The sequence below is a fragment of the Pelotomaculum sp. FP genome (assembly GCF_004369245.1).
GTDB classification, from domain to species: domain Bacteria; phylum Bacillota; class Desulfotomaculia; order Desulfotomaculales; family Pelotomaculaceae; genus Pelotomaculum_C; species Pelotomaculum_C schinkii.
In genome coordinates, this window is record NZ_QFGB01000042.1 from 14,781 (window position 1) to 36,518 (window position 21,738).

At 50.9% G+C, this 21,738-nt stretch carries 23 protein-coding genes, 1 pseudogene and 2 other annotated features; of the genes and pseudogenes, 3 read left to right on the forward strand and 21 right to left on the reverse strand.

The genetic code is table 11. The annotated features are described in order from the left end of the window. Window positions 1-178 precede the first annotated feature (178 nt). The 16 genes from Psfp_RS14880 to Psfp_RS14950 form a co-directional block, all read right to left on the reverse strand. Window positions 179-787 carry a DNA-3-methyladenine glycosylase gene (locus Psfp_RS14880; RefSeq protein ID WP_134219333.1) on the reverse strand — a complete coding sequence of 203 codons (609 nt, stop codon included), beginning with the start codon at window positions 785-787 and terminating at the stop codon, window positions 179-181. Between the two features lie 17 nt (window positions 788-804). Then, entirely contained in the window at window positions 805-2,508 is a 1,704-nt protein-coding gene (polX, locus tag Psfp_RS14885; RefSeq protein WP_134219334.1) for a DNA polymerase/3'-5' exonuclease PolX, read from the reverse strand. Window positions 2,509-2,648: 140 nt separating this feature from the next. Beyond that, window positions 2,649-2,927, reverse strand: a complete 279-nt coding sequence (locus Psfp_RS14890) for a cell division protein ZapA (protein WP_134219335.1) — start codon at window positions 2,925-2,927, stop codon at window positions 2,649-2,651. Window positions 2,928-3,112: 185 nt separating this feature from the next. After that, window positions 3,113-5,533: a phenylalanine--tRNA ligase subunit beta gene (gene pheT / locus Psfp_RS14895; protein ID WP_134219336.1), complete on the reverse strand. Its 2,421-nt coding sequence runs from the start codon at window positions 5,531-5,533 to the stop codon at window positions 3,113-3,115. A 40-nt stretch (window positions 5,534-5,573) separates the two neighbouring features. Further along, the gene (pheS, locus tag Psfp_RS14900; RefSeq protein WP_134219337.1) at window positions 5,574-6,596 is read right to left on the reverse strand and encodes a phenylalanine--tRNA ligase subunit alpha; all 1,023 of its coding nucleotides are present in this window, start codon (window positions 6,594-6,596) and stop codon (window positions 5,574-5,576) included. Between the two features lie 126 nt (window positions 6,597-6,722). Further along, window positions 6,723-6,923 carry a hypothetical protein gene (locus Psfp_RS14905; protein ID WP_134219338.1) on the reverse strand — a complete coding sequence of 67 codons (201 nt, stop codon included), beginning with the start codon at window positions 6,921-6,923 and terminating at the stop codon, window positions 6,723-6,725. Between the two features lie 41 nt (window positions 6,924-6,964). Then, the gene (locus Psfp_RS22665) at window positions 6,965-7,057 is read right to left on the reverse strand and encodes a YqzL family protein (protein ID WP_345789085.1); all 93 of its coding nucleotides are present in this window, start codon (window positions 7,055-7,057) and stop codon (window positions 6,965-6,967) included. A gap of 138 nt (window positions 7,058-7,195) precedes the next feature. After that, window positions 7,196-7,993, reverse strand: a complete 798-nt coding sequence (locus Psfp_RS14910; protein ID WP_134219339.1) for an RNA methyltransferase — start codon at window positions 7,991-7,993, stop codon at window positions 7,196-7,198. Between the two features lie 305 nt (window positions 7,994-8,298). Then, window positions 8,299-8,652 (reverse strand): 50S ribosomal protein L20, encoded by a 354-nt coding sequence (gene rplT / locus Psfp_RS14915; RefSeq protein WP_134219340.1) that lies wholly within the window; start codon window positions 8,650-8,652, stop codon window positions 8,299-8,301. 33 nt (window positions 8,653-8,685) lie between these two features. Beyond that, window positions 8,686-8,877 (reverse strand): 50S ribosomal protein L35, encoded by a 192-nt coding sequence (gene rpmI, locus Psfp_RS14920; RefSeq protein ID WP_134219341.1) that lies wholly within the window; start codon window positions 8,875-8,877, stop codon window positions 8,686-8,688. Window positions 8,878-8,892: 15 nt separating this feature from the next. After that, window positions 8,893-9,408, reverse strand: a complete 516-nt coding sequence (infC, locus tag Psfp_RS14925) for a translation initiation factor IF-3 (protein ID WP_134219351.1) — start codon at window positions 9,406-9,408, stop codon at window positions 8,893-8,895. A 25-nt stretch (window positions 9,409-9,433) separates the two neighbouring features. Further along, window positions 9,434-9,549, reverse strand: a sequence feature (ribosomal protein L20 leader region). 481 nt (window positions 9,550-10,030) lie between these two features. Beyond that, complete coding sequence (thrS, locus tag Psfp_RS14930; RefSeq protein WP_134219352.1) at window positions 10,031-11,938, reverse strand: threonine--tRNA ligase; 1,908 nt, start codon at window positions 11,936-11,938, stop codon at window positions 10,031-10,033. Between the two features lie 64 nt (window positions 11,939-12,002). Then, window positions 12,003-12,220: a binding site (T-box leader), on the reverse strand. A gap of 108 nt (window positions 12,221-12,328) precedes the next feature. After that, window positions 12,329-13,336 carry a putative sporulation protein YtxC gene (ytxC, locus tag Psfp_RS14935; RefSeq protein ID WP_243120689.1) on the reverse strand — a complete coding sequence of 336 codons (1,008 nt, stop codon included), beginning with the start codon at window positions 13,334-13,336 and terminating at the stop codon, window positions 12,329-12,331. Between the two features lie 163 nt (window positions 13,337-13,499). Then, window positions 13,500-14,342 (reverse strand): zinc metalloprotease HtpX, encoded by an 843-nt coding sequence (htpX, locus tag Psfp_RS14940; RefSeq protein ID WP_134219343.1) that lies wholly within the window; start codon window positions 14,340-14,342, stop codon window positions 13,500-13,502. Between the two features lie 82 nt (window positions 14,343-14,424). Continuing rightward, window positions 14,425-15,423 carry a sodium:calcium antiporter gene (locus tag Psfp_RS14945; RefSeq protein WP_134219344.1) on the reverse strand — a complete coding sequence of 333 codons (999 nt, stop codon included), beginning with the start codon at window positions 15,421-15,423 and terminating at the stop codon, window positions 14,425-14,427. Between the two features lie 437 nt (window positions 15,424-15,860). Next, complete coding sequence (locus Psfp_RS14950; RefSeq protein WP_134219345.1) at window positions 15,861-17,099, reverse strand: NAD(P)/FAD-dependent oxidoreductase; 1,239 nt, start codon at window positions 17,097-17,099, stop codon at window positions 15,861-15,863. A gap of 192 nt (window positions 17,100-17,291) precedes the next feature. On the opposite strand from Psfp_RS14950, the gene Psfp_RS14955 reads away from it, so the two are divergent. Then, window positions 17,292-17,624 (forward strand): hypothetical protein, encoded by a 333-nt coding sequence (locus Psfp_RS14955; RefSeq protein ID WP_134219346.1) that lies wholly within the window; start codon window positions 17,292-17,294, stop codon window positions 17,622-17,624. On the opposite strand, the gene Psfp_RS14960 is transcribed toward Psfp_RS14955, so the two are convergent. From Psfp_RS14960 to nifU, 3 genes are all read right to left on the reverse strand, one after another. After that, window positions 17,625-17,999, reverse strand: a complete 375-nt coding sequence (locus Psfp_RS14960; protein ID WP_192895452.1) for a hotdog fold thioesterase — start codon at window positions 17,997-17,999, stop codon at window positions 17,625-17,627. An 85-nt stretch (window positions 18,000-18,084) separates the two neighbouring features. Beyond that, window positions 18,085-18,276: a hypothetical protein gene (locus tag Psfp_RS14965; protein ID WP_192895453.1), complete on the reverse strand. Its 192-nt coding sequence runs from the start codon at window positions 18,274-18,276 to the stop codon at window positions 18,085-18,087. Window positions 18,277-18,330: 54 nt separating this feature from the next. Beyond that, complete coding sequence (nifU, locus tag Psfp_RS14970) at window positions 18,331-18,699, reverse strand: Fe-S cluster assembly scaffold protein NifU (protein ID WP_134219348.1); 369 nt, start codon at window positions 18,697-18,699, stop codon at window positions 18,331-18,333. A 212-nt stretch (window positions 18,700-18,911) separates the two neighbouring features. Between nifU and mntR the strand changes: the two genes are divergently transcribed. After that, window positions 18,912-19,382: a transcriptional regulator MntR gene (gene mntR / locus Psfp_RS14975; protein WP_243120690.1), complete on the forward strand. Its 471-nt coding sequence runs from the start codon at window positions 18,912-18,914 to the stop codon at window positions 19,380-19,382. A gap of 77 nt (window positions 19,383-19,459) precedes the next feature. On the opposite strand, the gene Psfp_RS21340 is transcribed toward mntR, so the two are convergent. Both Psfp_RS21340 and Psfp_RS14980 read right to left on the reverse strand, forming a co-directional pair. After that, on the reverse strand, window positions 19,460-19,663 hold the full coding sequence (locus tag Psfp_RS21340; protein ID WP_153189541.1) for a hypothetical protein: 204 nt from the start codon (window positions 19,661-19,663) through the stop codon (window positions 19,460-19,462). Window positions 19,664-20,309: 646 nt separating this feature from the next. Then, window positions 20,310-21,188 carry a hypothetical protein gene (locus Psfp_RS14980; RefSeq protein WP_192895454.1) on the reverse strand — a complete coding sequence of 293 codons (879 nt, stop codon included), beginning with the start codon at window positions 21,186-21,188 and terminating at the stop codon, window positions 20,310-20,312. A 375-nt stretch (window positions 21,189-21,563) separates the two neighbouring features. Between Psfp_RS14980 and Psfp_RS14985 the strand changes: the two are divergent. Then, window positions 21,564-21,738 (forward strand): annotated as a pseudogene (locus Psfp_RS14985) (IS5/IS1182 family transposase); the annotation flags it as partial.

The window sequence follows — 21,738 nt, forward strand, 5'->3', positions numbered from 1 at the left end:
CTCCTTCGTCTTTTCTGAAAATGCAGGTACGAATTCATTCGGACAAAAGTTACATTAGATGCCCAAGTTCGGCGCTGGCGCGCCGTGTGCGATTGAAATGGCGCCCACATCACTTATATACGGGCGCCGCGGTAGCGGCGTGTGGAACTGGGCACTCAATCGTTTTTATCTAATCCTTCTACCTCCTGGATATAAAGGGGCTTCCCTCGAGGTAAAATCTCAGGGGCATTTCCGCCCCCTCTTTAATTCCAATGCGGGTTGTGGTTACAAATTTACCCGGCGTGGCTGCCCCTCCGCACACACATAGATGACCGCAGGTGAGATCGGCCCCGTTGTGCTCACGGGTAATTCCCATTGCCTGCACCAATCTGGCCGGCCCGCTGCATAAATCCCTCAACCGTTCACGCTTCCGCCTGGCTTGCATCAATTGTATCCCCTGCAGGGGCTCCAGGGCGCGTATTAAAACCGCCTCTCCGACCCCGGCCGGGGCGGTTACAGCGTTAAAGCAGTAGTACAGCCCGTAAATAAAATAAACGTAAGCGTGGCCGGGCGCGCCGAACATCACCCGGTTGCGGGGAGTCATGCCGCGGGAGGCGTGACAGGCGGGATCACCCTGGATGTAAGCTTCTGTTTCAACGATTTTTCCCGCGGTTACTCCATCCAGAGTCTCATGGACCAGGATGTTCCCGAGGAGTTTCCTGGCCACGTCAATCGTATCCCCGGCATAAAAAGAACGGGGCAGGATGCCGCCTCTCAAGTAGTACCGGTCAGGTTCACGGCCCGCCATTGTTTAACCCATACATCTCATCTTCTCCGTAAGTATTTGAGCAGTTTCTCGGCCGGCATGGTATTTACCACGTCTTCTTCTTCCAGCCAGGCCCGGCGTCCCACGGCCACCCCATAGGGCATTTCGTCCAGCCTCTTCAGGTCGTGAGCGTCGGTATTGATGGCCAGCTTAATGCCCTTTTCCTTGGCGCGGCGCGCATTGACATCGCTTAAGTCAAGCCGGTTGGGGGATGCGTTAATCTCTAATATAGTACCATAACCGGCAGCGGCCTCCAATACTCTTTCCAAATCCAGGGCATATCCCTCACGCTGGTTCAGCAGGCGCCCGGTTGGGTGGCCGATGATGTCCACATTCCGGTTCTCCAGAGCGGAGAGCAGGCGGGCTGTCATCGTCTCCCAGTCCTGTTTAAAGGCGCTGTGTACCGAGGCAACCACCACGTCAATTTCTTTTAAAACCTCATCCGGGCAGTCCAACTCTCCCTTTGGCAGAATATCGACCTCGATCCCGGTGAGTATCTGGAAATCCTCCTGTTTCTTATTAAGTTCCCGGATCACCTCATGCTGTTCGTGTAACTTATCCAGGGAAAGACCCCTGGCAATATGCAGGGAACGGGAGTGGTCGGTCACCGCCATATACTGGTAACCCTTGGCTTTGGCCCTGCCAGCCAGTTGCTCGATATCCGCCACACCATCGCTCCAGGTGCTGTGAACGTGCAGGTCCCCCTTGATCGCTTCAAGTTTCACCAGGTCGGGCAAACGCTTCTCCAGGGCCGCTTCAACTTCCCCCCGGTCTTCCCGGAGTTCCGGCGGTATGTATTGAAGGTCAAGCATGGCATAGATATCCTGCTCTCCCATCTTGCCCTGGGTCCTGCCCAACAGCGCGGCGGCCGCTGAGTTTTCCCTTTTTTCAAAGAGACCCTGCAGCTTTTCAAAATGGGCATGGCTGCCTGTATTCCTGAACAATGCCAGGGTGAAGACCTCTTCCGGCACAATTTCCAGTTCGACGGCGATACCACACTTGGTTTGAAACTTGGCCCCGTCGTAACCTTTTTCCAAAATATGACTAATCCTGTAGTGGCCGGCCAGGCTGTCGATAACGGTATTGGGGTCATCTGACGCCACTACCAGGTCGATATCCCCTACTGTTTCCTTCCAGCGCCGCAAACTGCCGCCCGCCTCAACTCTGGCAACACCGGGCAGCAGTCCCAGATAGCCTGTGAGTTCCGCGGCAATATTTCTGGCCAGATCCAAGAGTGCGCGGCCGGCCTGACTTTGGCGCAGTTCAATATTTCTCAGAATCTCGTCTTCGGTCCTGACGCCCAGCCCGGGCAGGTTCCGCAACCGCTTCTCCCGCGCGGCTGCAGCTAGCTCCTCCAGGCTGGTTATGCCCAGCTTTTCTCTGAGCATACCGGCCTTTTTGGGCCCAAGGCCCGGCAGGGTAATAATCTCAAGCAGGCCGGGAGGGAATTCCTCCAGCAGTTCCTGGTATTTTTTCAGGTTGCCCGTTGTCAATAGCTCATTGATTTTGGCGGCAATGTTCTTGCCGATGCCGGGAATTTTGTTCAACCTGCCGCCCTTCCAGGCATCTTTAACCGGCTCGTCCAGACCGGCCAGGATCCTGGAGGCGTTGCGATAGGCCCTTATTTTAAAATATTCCTCCCCTTTGAGTTCCAAAAGGTCGGCCAGCTCGTGAAATATCCAGGCTATTTCTTCGTTTTGCATATAGGACTGCCTCATTTCTAGCTTAAGATAATTATCTCCAGAAAAAGCAAGCAGTATTAAAAAACTCATGCAGGAGGCCCATGAGTTTTGCGGTCTCTTAATTTATATATAGCCGTCAAACCAAAAACTCATGAAAGCTTTCATGAGTTTTTTTTCTTGTTATGCTCTTCCGGAGGCTCAATAATTTTAACCAGATTATCATGTTCTTCCTGGAGTCTTTTCAATTCCTCGGCGATGTTGAGGGCAGCCAGAACGGCCGTCTGGATCCTGCTCAACCGCGGATTGCGTCCTGACAGGGCCTTCATTTTGCGGTTGACGTAATTAGCCAGCATGAGCAATTCTTCAGGTGAACTGTCCCCTTTCAGGGTGTAATACTCACCGAATATCTCGACTTCCACCCGGGACTCCTGACCAGCCATAGTAATCCTCCAGGTTAAAATTTATGTTTAGTTTCGCCATATTTCCTTTTTCTCCTGCACCAGACCATAATATTTCTACCCTGGAAACATTTCGACCGCTACAATGTCGCTTAAATGCTGGGTAATTATTCTTTAGGGCCTGCGTAACGGCAGGCCCCAAAGTTTGAATTCTTTATTCGAATTTCTCAGGCGCGCAGTTCGGCCCCGAACCCTTGGGCCAGAGAATTGGCTATCGCAGCGGTTCTTTCCGCAACCTCGGTATCGGTAAGGGTACGGTCCTCGGCATAGAACCGCAGGGAGAAGGCCATGCTCTGATAGCCTTGGGGCACCTGCCCGCCCCGGTATACGTCAAACAGAAAGACCGATCGCAACAGCTCGCCCCCCGCTCTGCGAATCGCTTCCACAACCTGCGCGGCCGGCGTCCCCTGCTTGATTAAAACCGCTATATCCCGTTCAACCGCCGGGAACCTGGGCAGGGTAGTGTATACGAACGGCCGGCCGGACACCTTAAGCAGTTGCTCCAGGTCCAGTTCAAAGGCTACCACCCGGTCCGGCAGCCCAAATTGCTCCAGGACATCGGGGTGAAGCTCACCAACAACGCCCAACCTGGTACCGCCGGCCTCCAGCCAGGCGGATCTGCCCGGGTGGAAACTGGGGTTTTCAAGCTCCGGCTGGAAATTGACCGGCTCAGTGCGCAAATAGTCGAAGAGGTTCTCCAACACGCCTTTTAGGTGGTAAAAATCGAGTTCTCGCGCAGGCGCGTTCCACCCGGCCATGGTCCGGCCCATGGCGGCGGCGGACAAAACCTGCCGCTCCTCCGGCAGGGAGCCTTCTTCCCGCGGGTAAAAAACACGCCCGATTTCAAATACGGCCCCGTTTTGCACCCGGCGGCTAAAGTTCCTGGCCAGCGTCTCAAGCAAACCGGGCAGCATCATCGTCCTCATAACAGAATGCTCTTCGCTTAAGGGGTTTTGCAGTTTGACCATTTCTCTAAAAGGACTATCTGCAGGCAAATTCATTTGATCCAAAACCCTCGGGTGGGTGAAACTATAGGTCATGACCTCATATAACCCGTCGCCGGCCAGGCTGTTGCGGATCCCGGCGGTAAGGGACTGTTCCCTGGTCTGCTTGCCCTGAATGGACTGGCCATAGGGGAGGGTTCCCGGCACCCGGTCGTACCCGTGCATACGGGCAATCTCCTCAATCAGATCGATTTCCAGGTTCACATCAACACGGTGGGTGGGTACCGTAACCAGCAGATCAGCGCCGGATTCCCTGACCTTAAACTGCAGACCGGTCAGTATTCCGGCAGCTTCCTCCTTTGGCACCTCCACACCAAGGATATAGGTGGCTCTGCCCGGCCTAAGAGATATGATTTTCTCCTGCAGGGGTTCCGGGCAAACGTCGATAATGCCGGATACAACATCGCCCGCCTCCATCTCCGTAATCAGCTGCGCCGCCCGGTTGGCGGCCCTGGCTGAGCCTCCTATATCAATGCCCTTCTCGAAACGCTGTGAAGCTTCCGACCGCAGCCCCAGGGCCTTTGAGGTTTTACGTATGCTGATGGGGTTGAAGAAGGCCGACTCCAGCAGTACGGAGACCGTTTTGGCGGTGACCTCGGTGGCCAGCCCGCCCATCACCCCGGCGATACCCACCGGACCGGACGGGTCCGTGATCGCCAGCATGTCGGGTGTAAGAACACGTTCGTTGCCGTCTAAGGATAACATTTTCTCCCCGGCTCGGCCCCGGCGCACAATAATGTGCCCGTCCTTCAACAGATTGTAGTCAAAGGCGTGCATGGGCTGGCCCAGTTCCAGCATGACGTAGTTGGTTACATCCACGATGTTGCTGATGGGCCGGATACCGGCGTTGCGCAAGCGCTGCTGCATCCACAGGGGAGAGGGCCCCACCTTGACGTTTTTAACCAGCCGGGCACAGAAGCGGCGGCACAGATCCGTATCTTCAATATCCACCCGCGCCTGCCCTTCAATGCTTTCCGGCAGTTCCTTAAAAGAAGACTGCGGTAGGCGCAAGGGACGTCCCAGCAGGGCGGCTACCTCCCTTGCCACACCGATCATCGATAAGCAGTCGCCCCGGTTGGGGGTGAGGTCCAGTTCCAGGATATGGTCATCCAGCCCCAGTATTTCTTTCGCGTCTTGTCCAAGGGGCGTGCCCGGAGGCAGGATCATGATGCCGTTGGCCTGTTCGGCGACCATTGTCTTCGGGTCGATCCCCAGTTCCTGACCGGAGCACATCATCCCCCTGGACTCAACACCCCTGAGTTTAGCTTTTTTAATAACCAAACCGCTGGCCAGCCTGGCGCCTTCCACCGCTACCGGGATGACGTCCCCTTCCCGCACGTTGGTGGCGGCGGTAATTATCTGCCGTTTCTCCCCACCGGTGTCGACACTGGTAACAACCAGCTTGTCTGCATTGGGATGGGGGCTGATCGATTCGATACGTCCGGTAATCACATTGCTGATACCGACGCCAAGTTCCGTGACGCCTTCCACGGTAACCCCGGCCAGTGTCAGGCGGTCCGCCAGTTCCTGCGGGGTAATATCAATTTCTACAAATTCCTGGAGCCATTTATAGGATACACGCACAGTGCTATTAACCTCCCATGTTATCATTAATGACAATCTATTAGAACTGCTGCAAGAATCTCAAATCATTATCAAACAGCAGCCGCATATCGTCAATGCCGTACTTCAGCATGGTGATGCGCTCGACCCCCATACCGAAAGCAAACCCGGTAACCTCCTCCGAATTATAACCGGACACTTCCAGCACGCGTGGATGCACCATACCCGATCCCAGGATTTCCAGCCATCCGGTATGGGAGCATACCCGGCAGCCATCGCCGCCGCAAATCACGCAGGAGATGTCCACCTCGGCGCTCGGCTCGGTAAACGGGAAAAAACTGGGCCGGAAGCGGGTCCTGGTTTTCATGCCGAACATAAGCCTGGCAAAAAGGTCCAGGGTACCCTTCAAATCGCTGAAAGTAATCCTGCGATCAACTGCCAGTCCCTCTACCTGGTTGAACATGGGAGAGTGGGTGGCGTCATCATCACGGCGGTAGACCTTCCCCGGGACTATGATTTTAACCGGCAGCTCCGGCGCGGTCTTCTCCATCGTCCGCACCTGGACAGGCGAGGTGTGGGTCCTCAAGAGAGTTTCGGGGCTGATAAAGAAGGTATCCTGCATATCCCGTGCCGGGTGATCTTTGGGCAGGTTAAGGGCCTCAAAGTTGTAGTAGTCGGTCTCAACCTCGGGCCCTTCGGCAATACTGAAGCCCAGGCCCAAAAATATGTCCTGGATTTCTTCCCGTACAATAGTCAGAGGGTGTTTACGGCCGCGCAGCACCGGTGTGCCGGGAAGGGTAATATCGATCCCCTCTTCTCGCAGTTTTTGCTCCTTGAGCAGTTCCTTTAAACCGGCAGTCCTTACCGCCAGCTCGCCTTCGATGGCATCCCTGACCTCGTTGGCCACCTGGCCGATACGGGGCCTTTCCTCGGAGCTTAACCCTCCCATGCCGCGCAGAATCTGGGTCAATTCACCCTTCTTGCCCAGTATTCTGACTCTGATTTCATTCAACTCATCCATGGTTCGCGCTTCTGCCAGAGCCTTGTGCGCCTCTTCATGAAGCCTTTTTAACTTTTCTTCCAAATGACAAACCTCCTGGCTGCTATATAAATGTATTACGAATCCTATAAAGATAACAAATTTTGCCTAACAATAAAAAAACCGCCCCCTCTACAGGGACGGATTATTTCTTTTCCGCGGTACCACCCTCTAGTTTATACCCGCTGAGCATAAACCCTCAATACCGTACGGGGCTTGACGCGCCCGATACTGTCTTCCGATAACGGTAGAAGCTCCGGCGACACCTACTGGTAAAACGTTCAGCTGCAGTTCCGGGGTGAACTTCAATGGACCTAATTCTGGGAGGGCTTCCAGTCCCTCGACCCTCCTTCCCTGAAGAACGCCGGCCACCTACTTTTCCCCTTCATCACAATTCGTCTATTTTTATAAAATTAGTGAACGGCTAACCTCCTGTAAAGTATGTAGGCCCTTACCGAACCGGTTGCCTCAAACAGCCTCCAAAAAAATTCGGCGGTTAAAAGCATTTAACCACAACCTTTCCTCAGTTTTTTGGGGACCTTTTGGGTTTGATTATACCATAAGCAAAAATTGATGACAAGGAAGTTTACAGAAAAATCGAACCCCGTCCGGCTCCTTAAAAATGTGGAAAAGTCTCTATTTTACTACGTTTGTCGCTGTCTTACGGCTTCATAGAGAAGGATCGCGGCGGAAATTGCCACATTCAGGGATTCGGCGCGGCCCGGCATCGGGATGCGAGCCAGCTCGGACACCCTGCCCAGAACGGCCTCGCCAGCCCCAGCCGCTTCTCCCCCAACAGCCAATGCGCAGGGCACGCTCAGGTCACATTCGTAGACAGCTCTGGCCGCCCTGGGTTCGCCGGCTACAGTTTTTATCCCTCGATCTTCGAGATAATCCATAACCGCTTCTGCCGCGCAGCCCTGTATCACAGGCAGGTGAAAAATCGACCCCATCGTTGCCCGTAGTGTCTTGGGGTTGTAGATATCCGCAGTGCCTTTCAGCAAAATGACCCCGTCTGCTCCCGCGGCATCCGCCGACCTGATGATGGCGCCGAGGTTGCCTGGGTCACGGACCCCGTCCACAAGCGCCAGCAGGGCGGGTTGACCGGTATCGGGCAGTTCCTCCAGAGAGTTGCTCCGCTGCCGGACTACCGCCAGGATTCCCTGGGGTGTCTCGGTAAATGCCAACTCCTTAAGCAGTGGCTCCTCCACCTCCAGCAGGGCTATCCTCCGGTTGGAGGCATTGCTGAGGAGTCTCTCGCCCCGCCCGTCCTCCGTAATTTTTTGGGAGTAAACCAGCATTTCCACAGGCCAGGCGGAATGAAGGGCTTCCTCAACAAAACGAATGCCTTCAACCAGAAACTTGCCCTCCTGGTCCCTGAAGCGCCGCCCTCCCAGCCGTCGCAGGTATTTGACATGCGGATTGTTTTTACCCGGCGCCATCCCGACCCACCTTCTCCTTCATCTCTAAAAATACACACAGAGCGCTTCAAAAAAACGAGGTGCGAATTTATTCGCACAAAAGTTGCATTAGATGCCCAAGTGCGGCGCTAACGCGCAGTTGGGCGATTGTTGACAGGGTGACAAGAACCCCGTCCCCCTGTCAACCCCGGATAAAGAATAAGCATGGTAATTATACCATGCCGGGACTTGCTGATAAGGTTGTCTGACTAAACGACAGCAACCTTACGTTAAAATCAGTTTATGGTAAAGCTTTAGCATGGTAACTTACAATGCCCGTTACCCGCTTATAGTTTAGCCTTGGCTATATCCACCAATTGCCCGAAAGCATGGGCGTCATTAGTGGCCATATCAGAAAGCATCTTGCGGTTGATATCGACACCGGCCAGTTTCAGGCCGTTCATAAGGCGGCTGTAGGAAATGCCGTTCATCCTGGCGGCGGCGTTAATCCTGGCTATCCACAACTTGCGAAAGTCGCGCTTTTTCACCCTGCGGTCGCGGTAAGCGTAAACCAGCGACTTCATCACCTGTTGGTTGGCTACGCGGTAAAGCTTGCTTTTGGCGCCCCGGTAGCCCTTGGCCAACTTAAGTATTTTTCTATGCCTATTACGTGAAACCACACTGCTTTTAGCCCGTGGCATATTACATTCCTCCTGTTTAACAACGTTATGAATTTAAGGCATCAACTTTTTCAGGCGGTTCATATCGGCCGCGCTTATAATTGTTGATTTGCGCAGGCCGCGTTTCCTTTTGGAGCTCTTTTTACCGAGAATATGGCTGTGAAAAGAATGAGAACCTTTTAGCAACCCGGTGGCTGTCTTTTTAAAACGCTTCGCAGCACCGCGGTGGGTCTTAATTTTAGGCATTGCTGCATCTCCCTTCTAGTTTTCTTGCTTCGGCGCCAGGATCATAATCATGTTTTTCCCTTCTAACTTAGGCACTCTTTCAACATTGCTCAGCTCTTTTAAATCTTCCGCCAGCCTTTTCAGCAGCTGCTGTCCGATTTGGGTATGGACGATCTCGCGCCCACGGAAGATAACAGTCGCCTTTACTTTATCGCCATCCTTTAAAAACCGGATCGCGTTTTTGGCCTTGACCTCAAAATCGTGGTCTTCAATATTGGGACGCATCTTGATTTCCTTGACGCTGATTATTTTTTGTTTCTTCCTGGCCTCTTTCTCACGCTTGCTTTGTTCATACTTATATTTCCCAAAATCCATAATCCTGCAAACCGGGGGTTTGGCGGCAGGGGCGATTTCAACCAGATCCTGCTGCTTCTCCTCCGCGAGTCGCAAGGCATCCCTGCCGGACATTATGCCGAGTTGGTTCCCTTCGCTGTCTACAACCCTGACTTCCCTCGCCCTGATCTCCTCGTTGATTCGGAAATCTTTTGTAATAGCTGGTTCACCTCCATCAAAATTTACCCAAATAAAAAAGCGGGCAAAATCCACCCGCTTAAATATCTAAACTATCAAGAACCTTATGGACTGCTATACAAGCGTCGTAAGGTGAGAAGCGGATGGCTTCTACTTTGTAAGTGTGCAATTGGACGAAAGTATTATAGCATACCCCACCTGGCACGTCAAGAAATTATCTCCAATACTGCAAGAGTTAGAAAAGCAGCTCCACATACCGCTTTGGCGGTAGACAAGGCAAGGGGACGGTCCTTCTGTCTGCCGTTCTCGAAAAGCCTTTGGGGTAGTGGGCAGGTGGTTATCCTCCGCTCACTTTGCAATTCTACATTTCAGTAAGAAGGGCGTCATATCGACCGCATCAACAGACTGCAGCCTGGCAGCTACGCGCTATTTTAGCTTTTCTGCAAGCAACGCACGCGCTAAGGAACGCATCCAAGTGCTCCGTTCGCTCCGGAAAACCACCTGCCCGCAAGTCAAGCCTTTTCGAGAACTTCCTCTTGGGGGATAAAAGTTGACAAGAACCCCGTCCCCGTGTCACACCTGATGCACTACCAATTGCATATAATTTGCAATCGACAAGGTAACTATGGTAATACCCGGAACCTCAAGAATTAGCCTTTTCTTCAATTTCACGCAAAAGGCTATCTTCGAACTCGCTCAGCGGGAGGGCTCCGAGGTCGCCACGGGCGCGGTGGCGGACGGCCACCGCGCCCTGTTCGGCCTCCTTGTCACCGACAACCAGCATGTAGGGAATTTTTTGCGCCTGGGCTTCGCGAATTTTATAGTTGATTTTCTCGTTGCGGGCGTCCATCTCCACCCGGACACCCTTTTGCTCAAGGCTGTCCACAACCTTACGGGCGTACTCAAGGTGGCGGTCGGTAATGGGCAGGACACGGGCCTGGACAGGGGCCAGCCAGGCCGGAAAAGCTCCGGCGAAGTGTTCGGTGAGAATGCCGATAAACCTTTCAATACTGCCGAATATCGTCCTGTGGATCATCACCGGCCGGTGCTTCTGGCCGTCCTCACCGACATAGGTAAGGTCGAACACCTCCGGCATCTGGAAATCCAACTGGATCGTCCCGCATTGCCAGGTGCGGCCCAGGGAATCTTTAAGGTGAAAATCAATCTTCGGCCCGTAGAAGGCGCCGTCCCCCTCGTTTACCTTATAATCGAGGCCCCTGGCCTCCAGGGCGTCCCGCAGCTCACCGGTGGCCTTCTCCCAGGTTTCTTCGGAGCCCATGGCTTTTTCCGGCCTGGTGGAAAGCTCCACTTGATAAGAGAAACCGAACACTTTATAGAAATCTTCTTCCATGTTGATGACCCCGATGATCTCATCCTTAACCTGGGAGGGAAGCATGAATATGTGGGCATCGTCCTGGGTAAAGCAACGGACTCTCATCAAACCGTGTAATGCGCCGGAAAGCTCGTGCCGGTGCACCAGCCCCAGTTCACCCATGCGAATGGGAAGCTCCCGGTAGCTGTGCAGCTTGCTCTTGTAAATCAGGATGCCGCCAGGGCAGTTCATCGGCTTGACAGCAAAATCACCCTCGTCGATCTTGGTGAAATACATATTATCGCGGTAATGGTCCCAGTGCCCGGACTGCTCCCAGAGGGCTCTGTTCAAAATAATCGGCGTGCGGATCTCCTGGTAGCCCCTTTTTTTGTGCTCCTGCCGCCAGAAGTCCTCCAGTTCGTTGCGCAGTATCATTCCCTTGGGATGGAAAAACGGAAAGCCCGGACCCTCGTCATGAATGCTGAAAAGATCCAGTTCCGCGCCGATTTTTCTGTGGTCGCGCCGCTTGGCTTCCTCGAGCCGGAAAAGGTGCTCGTCAAGCATGGATTTCTTGGGGAAAGAAGTGCCGTAAATCCGCTGGAGCATTTTGTTTTTCTCGCTGCCCCGCCAGTAAGCGCCTGCCACACTCATCAGCTTGAAGGATTTCAAGCGCCCGGTCGAGGGCACGTGCGGCCCCATGCAGAGGTCGGTAAAATCACCCTGGCGGTAGCAGGACAGGCCAACATCCACAGGCAGGTCCTCAATCAGTTCCACCTTGTAGTCCTGGCCTGCCTCCCCAAACTTAGCCAGCGCGTCAGCCCTGGTCAGTTCGGAGCGTTCAAAGGGCTTATCAGCCTTAACAATGGCCTCCATTTCCTTTTCGATCTTGGCCAGATCTTCCGGACTGAAGGGCTCCTTGGTGTCAAAGTCGTAATAAAAGCCGTCGGCAATAGCCGGGCCGATAGCAAACTTAACGCCGGGGAACAGCTTTTGCACCGCCTCGGCCATGACATGAGCCGTGCTGTGGCGGAAAACCTGTTTGCCCTCATCGTCTTCAAAGGTCAAAAATGCAACGTTGGCGTCACTGTTCAATGGAGCCCCCAGGTCAACCAGCCGGCCGTCCACCCTGGCTACCAGCGCTTCCTTGGCCAGACGCTGGCTGATACTCCTGGCAATATCCATAAGCGTTGTGCCCGCCTGGTACTCCCTGGCCGAGCCGTCCGGCAGGGTTACTTTCATATTGCCGACTTCACCCAAAACCAACACATCCTTTCATGAAAAACAAAATCGCCCCTGACAAAAAGTCAGGGACGGGATTTCCGCGGTTCCACCCTGGTTAGGAAAATACAAATTCCTCGCTCACGCAGATAACGGTTGCCTCCGTCGCGGCCTACTCGTCAGTTCGGCCGGCAGTTCCAAGGTGGTTTTTCAGTCCACCCGCATCCAAAGGCGCTTTCAGCCTTATGGCGCCTTCTCTCTTTGGCCGGTGTGAAACTTACTCGTCCTTATCATCACTCGTTTAACACTATTCTTACAGTATTATATTGGCTAAATCCTTCATTGTCAACAAAGGCAAACCGGTTCAATTAAAGACCAATGGCTTGTGAAAGAAATGCTTCAGACATTTATTCAGGGCTCTGTACACAGAACGCAACCAGGACACTCGCTCACCCGGCCGGTAAAAACACTTTTAATCGTTTCCAGCGTCGCGTTATGGTTTTCTTTACTGGCCCGGTGGATGTTTATTTTCCTGGGAGCGATGGTGATCAGAGCGCTGATCAGGAGGTCTTCGTAGTTTAGTTCATTTTCCAGCATATCCAGAAAAAAACCATCCATGTAATCACTCCGGACCGGCTGCATTTTATCGTCAAAAAGCTTGAAGCTGCCGGATTCAGAGATGCACAAATGGACCATTTCCATGCGCGGTTCCTGAACTTCTACAAAATACTGCAATAGCTGAATAAATTCACGGTACTCCCTCTCCATTAAAAATTCGTCAACCGCTTTTTCGGTGGCGTCCCGCAGCTCGGCCAGGTATTCCTTCAGTCTGAAACGGATGAATCCGTCGACGATAATGCGGTTATTATAGTTTAAGAAATCTATGATTTTTTGATTAATACGGTTCTTCCGGCTCAGCCAATAGAGCGTGTTCTGGGCTTCCCTGCCCTCACGGTTGATGTGGCGCAACGAATAGTCAAAAATAAGCTTCTTTTCTTCGTCACCAAAGTAATAATAGTTTTCCCGGATAATGTCTTTTAAAAGGGCATCCTCCCAGTGATTGAGAATGACGTCGGAAATTATTTCAGCCAGTTGCTGCCTAAGAAGGGTTTGGATATGCTCGTCGTTTGACCCGCGCTGAGCCTCTCCAGCAATGCGGCAGGAGAGAAAGGTGAATTTACCAGCCGGAGACTCTTCCAGGTCCACCTTCAGACCTTGTCCTTCACACCGCTTCAGCTGACTGCCGAGTTTGGCCTTGAACAGCTCCATGTGCTGCGTGGCTCCGATGGATATGGTCTGCGCCACTATGATCACTCCCTGCCTGTTACTACACCAGTTGCCGCGGGAAAACAGGTCAGCCGGCTTTTTAAATCTTCCTGGTTCAGTATAGACAGAAAGAACGGCCCCTATGCCATGCAAATTATTTTAAGAAATCCAGAAATTTTGGCTTAATATAAAAGGGGCTTATAAATTCATACAAATTTCAAGATCTGAAAGTGCGGATAAATTTGCCCTACAAACCTGTAAGGCGTAGGGTGTAATGTATACTGCATTTCTATGGGGTTGTGTGCGAATGAATTCGTTAGACTCTCAACTCGCTCAGCCGCTTGACTCTGTCTTCAATGGGCGGGTGGGTGCTGAAGAGCCTGGCCATGGATGCGCCGGAAAGTGGGTTGACGATAAACATGTGCGATGCTGCCGGGTTGACCTGCATCGGGGTCCTGTGAGCCGCGCTTTCCAGCTTCAAAAGGGCGTTGGAAAGGCCTCCGGAATTACCGGCAAAGCGGGCTCCGTCCTCATCCGCCATGTATTCCCGCGAGCGGGAAATGGCCATCTGGATAATCATAGCCGCGATGGGTGCGATAATGGCCAGCAGGAGCCCTCCGATCATACTGCCTCCACCCTCTTCGTCATCGCGGCCCATACCGAAGATGGCGCCCCACTGGATGATGTTGGCCAGCATGGAGATCGCCCCGGCAAAGGTGGCGGCAATGGTCCCTACCAGGACATCCCGGTTTTTAACATGGGCCAGTTCGTGAGCCAGTACACCCTCCAGTTCGGTTTTGTTTAATATCCGCAAAAGCCCCTCGGTAACGGCTACCGCCGCATGAGCAGGGTTCCTGCCTGTGGCGAAAGCATTGGGCTGCGGTGAAGGAGTGATATAGATGCGGGGCATAGGCAGCCCAGCCCGCTGGGTCAACCGGCGTACGATGGCGTAAAGCTCCGGAACCTCTTCCTCAGAAACCGGCTGCGAGCGGGTCATTTTAATAGCCACTTTGTCGCTGTAATAGTAGCTGAAAAAATTCATACCCAGCGAAATAAGGAAGAACAGCATGGCGCCGTTACTGCCTCCGACTGCATTTCCGATTAGTACAAGGATGACGGAAAGGCCTGCCATCATCAACCAGACTTTGAAGTTATTCATTAAGTAAGCCTCCTTATCTCAAGTTTTAACAGTTTCCTAACATTTTAACCAATTAAGTTCCGAAGACGTCCATTCCCTCCTTTTATAATACCACCGTCAGGGCCAAAAGCAAAAATATCCCATAAATCGCTGCCGGGTAAAACATCACTGTGGCTTTCAGCTCTTTTTGCCTTTTGACAAAAAGGAAAATCGTCAGGCTTGATAACAACGCCAGGCCGGCGCTCAGTGCAGCCAGGGGGGAAATTATCCAGGGCGTAAATAAAATACCGATGATGGGGATAATCGTGCTCTGAAAAACCATGGCTCCTGTTATGTTGCCCATAGCCAGGGTATCTTTACCCCCTTTTACCCAGATCACACTGTTGAATTTTTCCGGCAGTTCGGTAGCTACCGGTGTGATTATCAGAGACAGGATCAAGGCTGGAGCCATCAAGCTGGTCGCCAGGTTGCCCAGAGCTCCCACGAAATAATCAGCGCCGACGACGATAAGCGCCAGGCTCACCGCGATTTGGGACAGCATCACCCAAAGCGGCGGCTCCCCTTCTCTTTTCCAGAAATACAGCGGATCAATATCCAGCTCGGACAAAGTGTCCCCGTCCCCGAGGGTGATCTTAACATAAAAAATGTACCCCAGGAGCAGAATAACCGCTACCATAATCTTTAGGGGCTGGATGGGCAAAAAGGCCGCCGCCACCGCCAGGCTATAGAAGAAGATAAAATATTTCAGGTCCCTCATCAGTATAGAATTTTTTACGTCTATACAGCGGCTTCCTCCGTCCCGGCAGTAGAACATCTTCGAGATCCCCACCACCCCGAAGGCCAGCGTGCTGAGCATGAACGGAGCTCCCAGAATAGCGCCAATACCCACCTCATGGGCGCTCCCGACCGGGCCGAACAGGATCGCGATGATCGGGACCATGGTTTCCGGCAGCGCCGTACCGACCGCCGCCAGCACCGACCCTACAGCCCCTTCGGACAGGTTCAACTTTTTACCCAGCCACTCGATCCCGTTGGTGAAGGTTTTAGCCCCCAACAAGATGGCCAACAGACCTGCAGCCAGCACCATAATATTCACAACCATCTATGCTAACACCTCCTTTGCAAAATTTAAAAACAAAAAAACCTCCGCATTTCCACTGCTGAAAATTACGAAGGTCTTGCCATACCTTTGCAGACGCAAGAGCCGGGTGTTATCCAACACCGTACTGACGACCCCTGCTCCGGGATAAACCCGGTGGCTACTCCCCTTGTATCTGGTAAGATTGTCTATACACTATTATTGCCGCATTTTAAGGACAAGTCAAGAAGTATTTAAGGAGACGGTATAAAATAGTTTACAAACAAAAACATTCATTCTGAATTGGCTTGATGTGGGTGCGATTTCAAATCACACTCGCACTGCAAGTAAGGGGTTTCTACTAATCCTTATATATACTATAATACTACTTTTCTCGGGGGTCATGTGCAAATGAATTCGCAACCACATTGACAATACAGCGTATATGCTTTCCCTGTCCGCTACCGCCCGGCGCCTGCACTGCTCCCGCTCAAGTAGCCGGTGGAGAAAGCGATTTGCAGGTTGAAGCCCCCGGTCAAAGCGTCTACATCGATGACCTCGCCGGCAAAATATAGCCCCCTGATTATTTTCGACTCCAGCGTGGAGGGGTTGATTTCTTTGACGCTAACCCCGCCGCATGTCACAATAGCCTCGTTAAGCGACCGGGTACCGGTCACTGTCACCGCCAGGTTTTTCAGGGCGCTCACCAGCTCCTCCCGTTCGCCTCTGGTCACCTGGGCTCCCTGCCTGCCGCCGTCAACCCCCGCCAGGACGGGTATAACCGGCGCCAGCCGTTGAGGGAGAATAACGCTCAGGGTGTTTTTCAGAGACCTGGCTGGGTTTTGCTGTAAATGATCCTGCAGGAGCTTATTGAGCCGTTCACCCGGCCAACCGGGTTTAAAATCAATTATTAAGTCCAACGGAAAACTGAAATGTTTGGTCAAAAAGCTGCTGAGGTTTAAAACTGACGGACCGGACAGGCCGAAATGAGTGAAAAGAAGCTCACCGGACTGCTCCGCTTTGGCCCGGCCGCCAGCGGCCACGCGCAGCATCACATGATCCAGAGCCAGCCCCTGCAACTCCCGCACCCAGCCATCCCGTACTACCAGCGGCACCAGAGCGGGCCGTGGTCCAACAATGGTGTGCCCCAACCGGCGGGCAAACCGGTAGCCGTCCCCGCTTGAGCCGGTCTGTTGGTAAGAGGCGCCACCGGTAGCAACCAGCACGCTCCGGCCTTTAACCGTGCTGTTATCAGACAGAAGTGCGCCGGCGGCCTGCCCGTCCCTGGACAGCAACTGCCTCACACCGGAATTATACCGGACTTCCACTCCGCTGTCCTTAAGGTGTTTTTGCAAGGCTTTAAGAACATCGCCGGACTGGCCGGAGGCGGGAAACACCCTGCCGTCTGCCTCCACCCTGGCTTGAACGCCCAGAGTCTTGAAGAGCTGCACTAAATGGCGGCCGGCAAAAGCATTTAGAGCGCTGTATAAGAATTTCCCGTTCGTAACTATATTTCCGCTAAAAGCCTCACCGTAGCTGTCGTTCGTAAAATTGCACCTGCCACCGCCGGTGATTGCCAGCTTTTTGCCCAGCCTGTCATTCTTCTCCAGCAGAACAACCTTTAAACCCCTTCTGGCAGCAGTGGCCGCCCCCAACATACCGGCCGGCCCGCCGCCTATAACAACCAGGTCATACTCCACCGGCCTCACCTCCGGTAAGTTCCATTTTTTTCTTTCATTATAAACGCAAAAACGACAAAAACAAAATATGCCGGAGAAACGCTGCAATATAACCAAAATAAAACCGGAGCATTAGATCCCTGGTACGTTGTTAATCCAGTGTCATTTGTTACAATATGTATAGGTATCAAAATAATGAGGGAAGGGTTGGGGATGTACGAGCTGATCCAGGGGGTTACGGAGACGGAAAAATATTTTGGAGATAAGCTGGCTGTCGTCTACAAGTTTGGCTGGGGTATCAAAATAATAGGTTTCAAGTACGGTAACCATTTGGATCTTAGAGTACTGACCATAGGCAACAACCACAAACGAAAAGGGCTTGGTGAAGGGGCGCTAAGACAGCTCCGGCCCCGCTTCAAGACCATTACGGTAAACGAGATCTATGAGGAGGCGCTGCCCTTCTGGTTGAAAATGAAAGAACGCGGGTTGATTGACCACATAGGGACAGTCAAGCTAACCCGCGTCTACGATCATGTCGATGCTTAATCACTTCCCGGAACCCGGACGGTAGGCCAGACCCTCCGCCAGCGCTACCAGTTCGCCCTTTTCATCCGTTACCTCCAGGCGGTATAAGCCGGTTTTCCTGGTCTGGTTTTCCTCGCGGGCAATTCCGGTAAGCAACGCGCCGCTGGTAGTGGCCTTTAGATAGTGTATGTTCACGTTGAGGCCCAGCGCTACGGGACCGTGCGAGTTGCTGGCCGCCGCGAATACCAGGTCCGCCAGGCCGAATACGGCGCTGCCGTGCGTAACCCCGGCGCCGTTTAAGAGTTCCGGGGTGACTTTCATGGTAGCGCGGGCGTAACCTTCCTTCATCTCAATAAGTTCAATTCCCAGGTGCCGGGCGAAGGCATCCTTGGCCAAGCGTTCCCTGCCCGTTTCAAAACTGTCTTTCGTCTTAACTCACACCTTCCAAATAAACGCATCATTCTACCAGAAAAAGACCTTCTCATGAAGATCTCTTTTTATGGACATATTTATAGTAAACAAAGATAAACAACCCATAGAGCGGCACCATCAACCACAGCTTGAGCCTTTCGTTAATGGGCAGGGCGAAAACTATGAAACCCAAAGCTATTACCGCCCAAACCGGCCAACTCCATTTGGCAGCTTCTTTTTTTCCAACTTTTTTCAATTTCATCACCCGGTTTGAACTTCTACATTATTTGCAAAATTCCTCCAGGCAGATGGCTTATTAACCCTGTTTTTTCTTGTAATCTTCAATTGCGGTGTGCAGAGCATGGGCAGCCATGTTGGAACAATGCATTTTTTGTTCCGGAAGCCCGCCGAGCATGTCCGCTACCGTTACATCATTAACCTGCAGGGCTTCCTCGAGAGTCATCCCTATAACCATTTCTGTCAACATGCTGCTGGTTGCAATAGCGGCTCCGCAACCAAAGGTTTTAAACTTGATGTCTTTAATTCTATTGTCTTCAACCTTAATCGTAATCTTCGTGGTATCGCCGCAAGTAGCGTTCCCTACATCTCCAATACCGTCGGCGTCAGGGATCTCTCCCACATTGCGGGGATTAGTAAAATGGTCGATTACCTTCTCGGTATACATTATAGAGGCCCCCTCATTTATGAAGAAATTTAAAAATACCAATTGTACAGCCTTCCGTCTTGGCATATCGTAGCACGGCACTCGGGTATTGTCAATAACTGACTACATAGAGGCTAATAGCGAAAAATGACGGTCGTATTGAAAAGATTAAGTCTATTTTTTAACCCTTGAGAATATACTTTACAACCTTTGTAGCTAAAGCGGGTGAACCATTGGAAAAAGGATTTTTCACCTTTCGTGAATATATGAAAAAAGACGACCTGCTGACTGCATCCATGGAAGATTACCTGGAAATGATTTACCGGTTGTCCCAATATATTGGTTTCACCAGGATCCATGACCTGGCGGCGGCACTAAACGTGCAACCTCCTTCCGCTACCAAAATGGTCCAAAAGCTTGCTGACGCAGGCGTTGTCAATTATGAGAAATACGGCATAGTATTATTAAACGATAAGGGTAAGGAAATAGGCGAAGCCCTACTGGAACGGCATCAGATTATCGAAGACTTTTTAAAGCTGTTGGGAATAACCGAAAACGTGCTTGAAGAAACCGAAAAAATCGAGCATACCATCAGTACCAAAACCCTGGAGTGTATAGCCGATTTTGTCCAATTCTTAAAAAACAGCCCTGATTTAATCAAAGCATTTGAAACCTACAGAAAGAATAAATGGAAGTCCGGGTAAACTGGACTTCCATTTATTTGTCACGGTAACAATATTTCATCAATCCATGTCCCCGCGTGGGGGGGGCGACCAAAGTATTACGGCACAGCGGTTGGCAGCAATTTAGTTTCAATCCACGCACCCCGCAGGGGGTGCGACTTAATGGCCCGCTTTGGCGAGCAGACCATAATTGTTTCAATCCACGCTCCCGCACGGGGAGCGACTACGCCCGAAGGCTGAAGGTATTTAACCCGTCTTTGTTTCAATCCTCGCTCCCGACGGGGAGCGACGAGCTTTTTCATAGCTGTCAACCATGCTGGCAATGTTTCAATCCACGCACCCGCAGGGGGTGCGACTTGAGGGGGTTATTACATGGGACAACCCCCGGAACACCATACCATTTTGGTCTTCCATTTAATAACAAAAATGTACTTGCATGCTTCTTGCATATAACAGACATTCCATCTCCAGGGTACCACCGGCCCCTGTTTTCTGTTTCCACTACCACCGGCTACATCCACCCCGTCAAGCCTACAGCAACCCCCAGCTACACACTTTGACACATTACCCGTAACAGTAAAGATTATATTGCCATAACCAATTCAGACTTGCTGTTTTCCGGTCTATGCCTTCCCGGACCACCAAAAGGTTAGTTATACCGCCCCCAGTCACCAGTATTTTACCACATCATCCCCCACCAACCATTCTTTCATAGAAAAAAACAACCTTACAGAATCCCCTGTAAAGCCATTATAAAGTACTTCCCAGTATGATTCCCTTTCCCGTTCTTTTATCGCTTGCCACAGGGAAAATGTGAAAGCCGTCCAGGACCAACCTTCACAGTCGGTTTAATTCATCGGCTAACGGCTACCCCGGCCTTCTCAGGTAAGAACCACTTACCACCGTCCGGTTAAGCCCGACAAAATCCATAAAATAATAATTTTACAGCTATTTGAGAATCGGAAAATCGTTGATTGGTAGATCTGATTCTCCTTTTAATAGGTAATTACAAAATCTTTCTACTATCCTCCATGCTCTTCTCATAATCTCTACCCTGTCATCACCTGAAACAGGCAACGTCTTGCCATGTGCTTCAATTGTCCTATACTTTTCTATAAACATGATATATTCTTTTTCGATAGATAGAGATTCTCTCATACGCTGCCATAAGATGTTTTTATCCTCAGAATCTGATATTCTAAAGCTTTCTCTAATGCTTTCAATAGCACGATAAGCAAATAAAGCAGTGTCATGAGGTGACCTAATTGTTTCACGTAAATCCCCCAAGGCCCTACGTAGATAGTCAGTTTTTGGTTTACCAGAAAAAAGTATTTTAAATAGCTCAGCATTTGAAAAATTACGTGTGTCTTTTTCTTTCTCAAGTTCAGTAACACCTACTCCAAAAACAATCATACTACTATCAGGAAGCATCACTGATGTTATCTCAACGTCATAACCACATGCCAATAAATATCCTAATCCATCAACCAAACTTCTAACAGTGCTTTCTAAATAATTTTTCATAGTACCAATATCGGGATTACCTCTCAATATTTCTACTTTTGCTGATATCTGAGATAAGATAATATTAATAATCACTTTGAAATCAAAATCATTATATTTAACTTCCAAAATTAAAGGACTTGCAAATTGAACATTAGCTCTTTCAGGCAATACCTTTCCGCTAAAAATATAAATATCGCTCATTCCTTCAACTCCCCGTTTTTGAATAAAATAAATTGATTTCCATATTCGATTGACATAGACAAAATCCTTCCAGTAATCAGCAATATTACCTATTCTAGTCGGCTGGGCTCCGCCCTCCAAGGTTTTCATGGCTTTTGTAACGTCATTATTTATACTTATAATTAATTTGACTTATTAACTCCTTAAATCATAACAAAAACCCCTACCTCAGGAGTTTACCTTTTTACTCTTATATCTCTTTTTCCAATATTCCGCACACTCAAGGTAGTAAGCTTAAAAAGTTATTTGTTAGCAAAAAAATATCAAGTAGAAAAGTCCTCCTATATAGGGGAGGATTATTTTTTTGTTTTTGCCAATAAAAATTTATTTAATTAGGGCTTGCTGAACAGCCAAAAATTCCAATAATACCAAGGGATTGAGGGTACTCTTGTCGAATTATTATCCAAGGAAAACAAGCTAAAATATGCAAAAAGCTTGCACTTTGGAGGTCAAAAAATGTACCGACGTCCCACTGAGCAGATGGTTATTGAAGAATTTGTACTCCCTTTCGAAGGAAAACTTGATGCCAATAACCGCTGGGTGAAACTGGCCGAGATGATACCTTGGGAACAGATCGAAAAGGACTATGCCGATCTTTTCCCGTCCAGTACCGGTACAATAGCAAAGCCTT

Excerpts from the sequence above, each read along its gene's own strand:
- Psfp_RS21340 (WP_153189541.1), bottom strand. The coding sequence starts at position 19,663 with ATGAAAAAGCTCGTCGCTCCCCGTCGGGAGCGAGGATTGAAACAAAGA.
- Psfp_RS14965 (WP_192895453.1), bottom strand. The coding sequence starts at position 18,276 with ATGAAATTGAAAAAAGTTGGAAAAAAAGAAGCTGCCAAATGGAGTTGG.
- polX (WP_134219334.1), bottom strand. The coding sequence starts at position 2,508 with ATGCAAAACGAAGAAATAGCCTGGATATTTCACGAGCTGGCCGACCTT.
- Psfp_RS14955 (WP_134219346.1), top strand. The coding sequence starts at position 17,292 with ATGTACGAGCTGATCCAGGGGGTTACGGAGACGGAAAAATATTTTGGA.
- rpmI (WP_134219341.1), bottom strand. The coding sequence starts at position 8,877 with ATGCCTAAAATTAAGACCCACCGCGGTGCTGCGAAGCGTTTTAAAAAG.
- Psfp_RS14890 (WP_134219335.1), bottom strand. The coding sequence starts at position 2,927 with ATGGCTGGTCAGGAGTCCCGGGTGGAAGTCGAGATATTCGGTGAGTAT.
- Psfp_RS22665 (WP_345789085.1), bottom strand. The coding sequence starts at position 7,057 with ATGCTTTTAACCGCCGAATTTTTTTGGAGGCTGTTTGAGGCAACCGGT.
- Psfp_RS14880 (WP_134219333.1), bottom strand. The coding sequence starts at position 787 with ATGGCGGGCCGTGAACCTGACCGGTACTACTTGAGAGGCGGCATCCTG.
- nifU (WP_134219348.1), bottom strand. The coding sequence starts at position 18,699 with ATGTATACCGAGAAGGTAATCGACCATTTTACTAATCCCCGCAATGTG.
- rplT (WP_134219340.1), bottom strand. The coding sequence starts at position 8,652 with ATGCCACGGGCTAAAAGCAGTGTGGTTTCACGTAATAGGCATAGAAAA.
- htpX (WP_134219343.1), bottom strand. The coding sequence starts at position 14,342 with ATGAATAACTTCAAAGTCTGGTTGATGATGGCAGGCCTTTCCGTCATC.
- Psfp_RS14910 (WP_134219339.1), bottom strand. The coding sequence starts at position 7,993 with ATGGCGCCGGGTAAAAACAATCCGCATGTCAAATACCTGCGACGGCTG.
- Psfp_RS14945 (WP_134219344.1), bottom strand. The coding sequence starts at position 15,423 with ATGGTTGTGAATATTATGGTGCTGGCTGCAGGTCTGTTGGCCATCTTG.
- thrS (WP_134219352.1), bottom strand. The coding sequence starts at position 11,938 with ATGAAAGTAACCCTGCCGGACGGCTCGGCCAGGGAGTACCAGGCGGGC.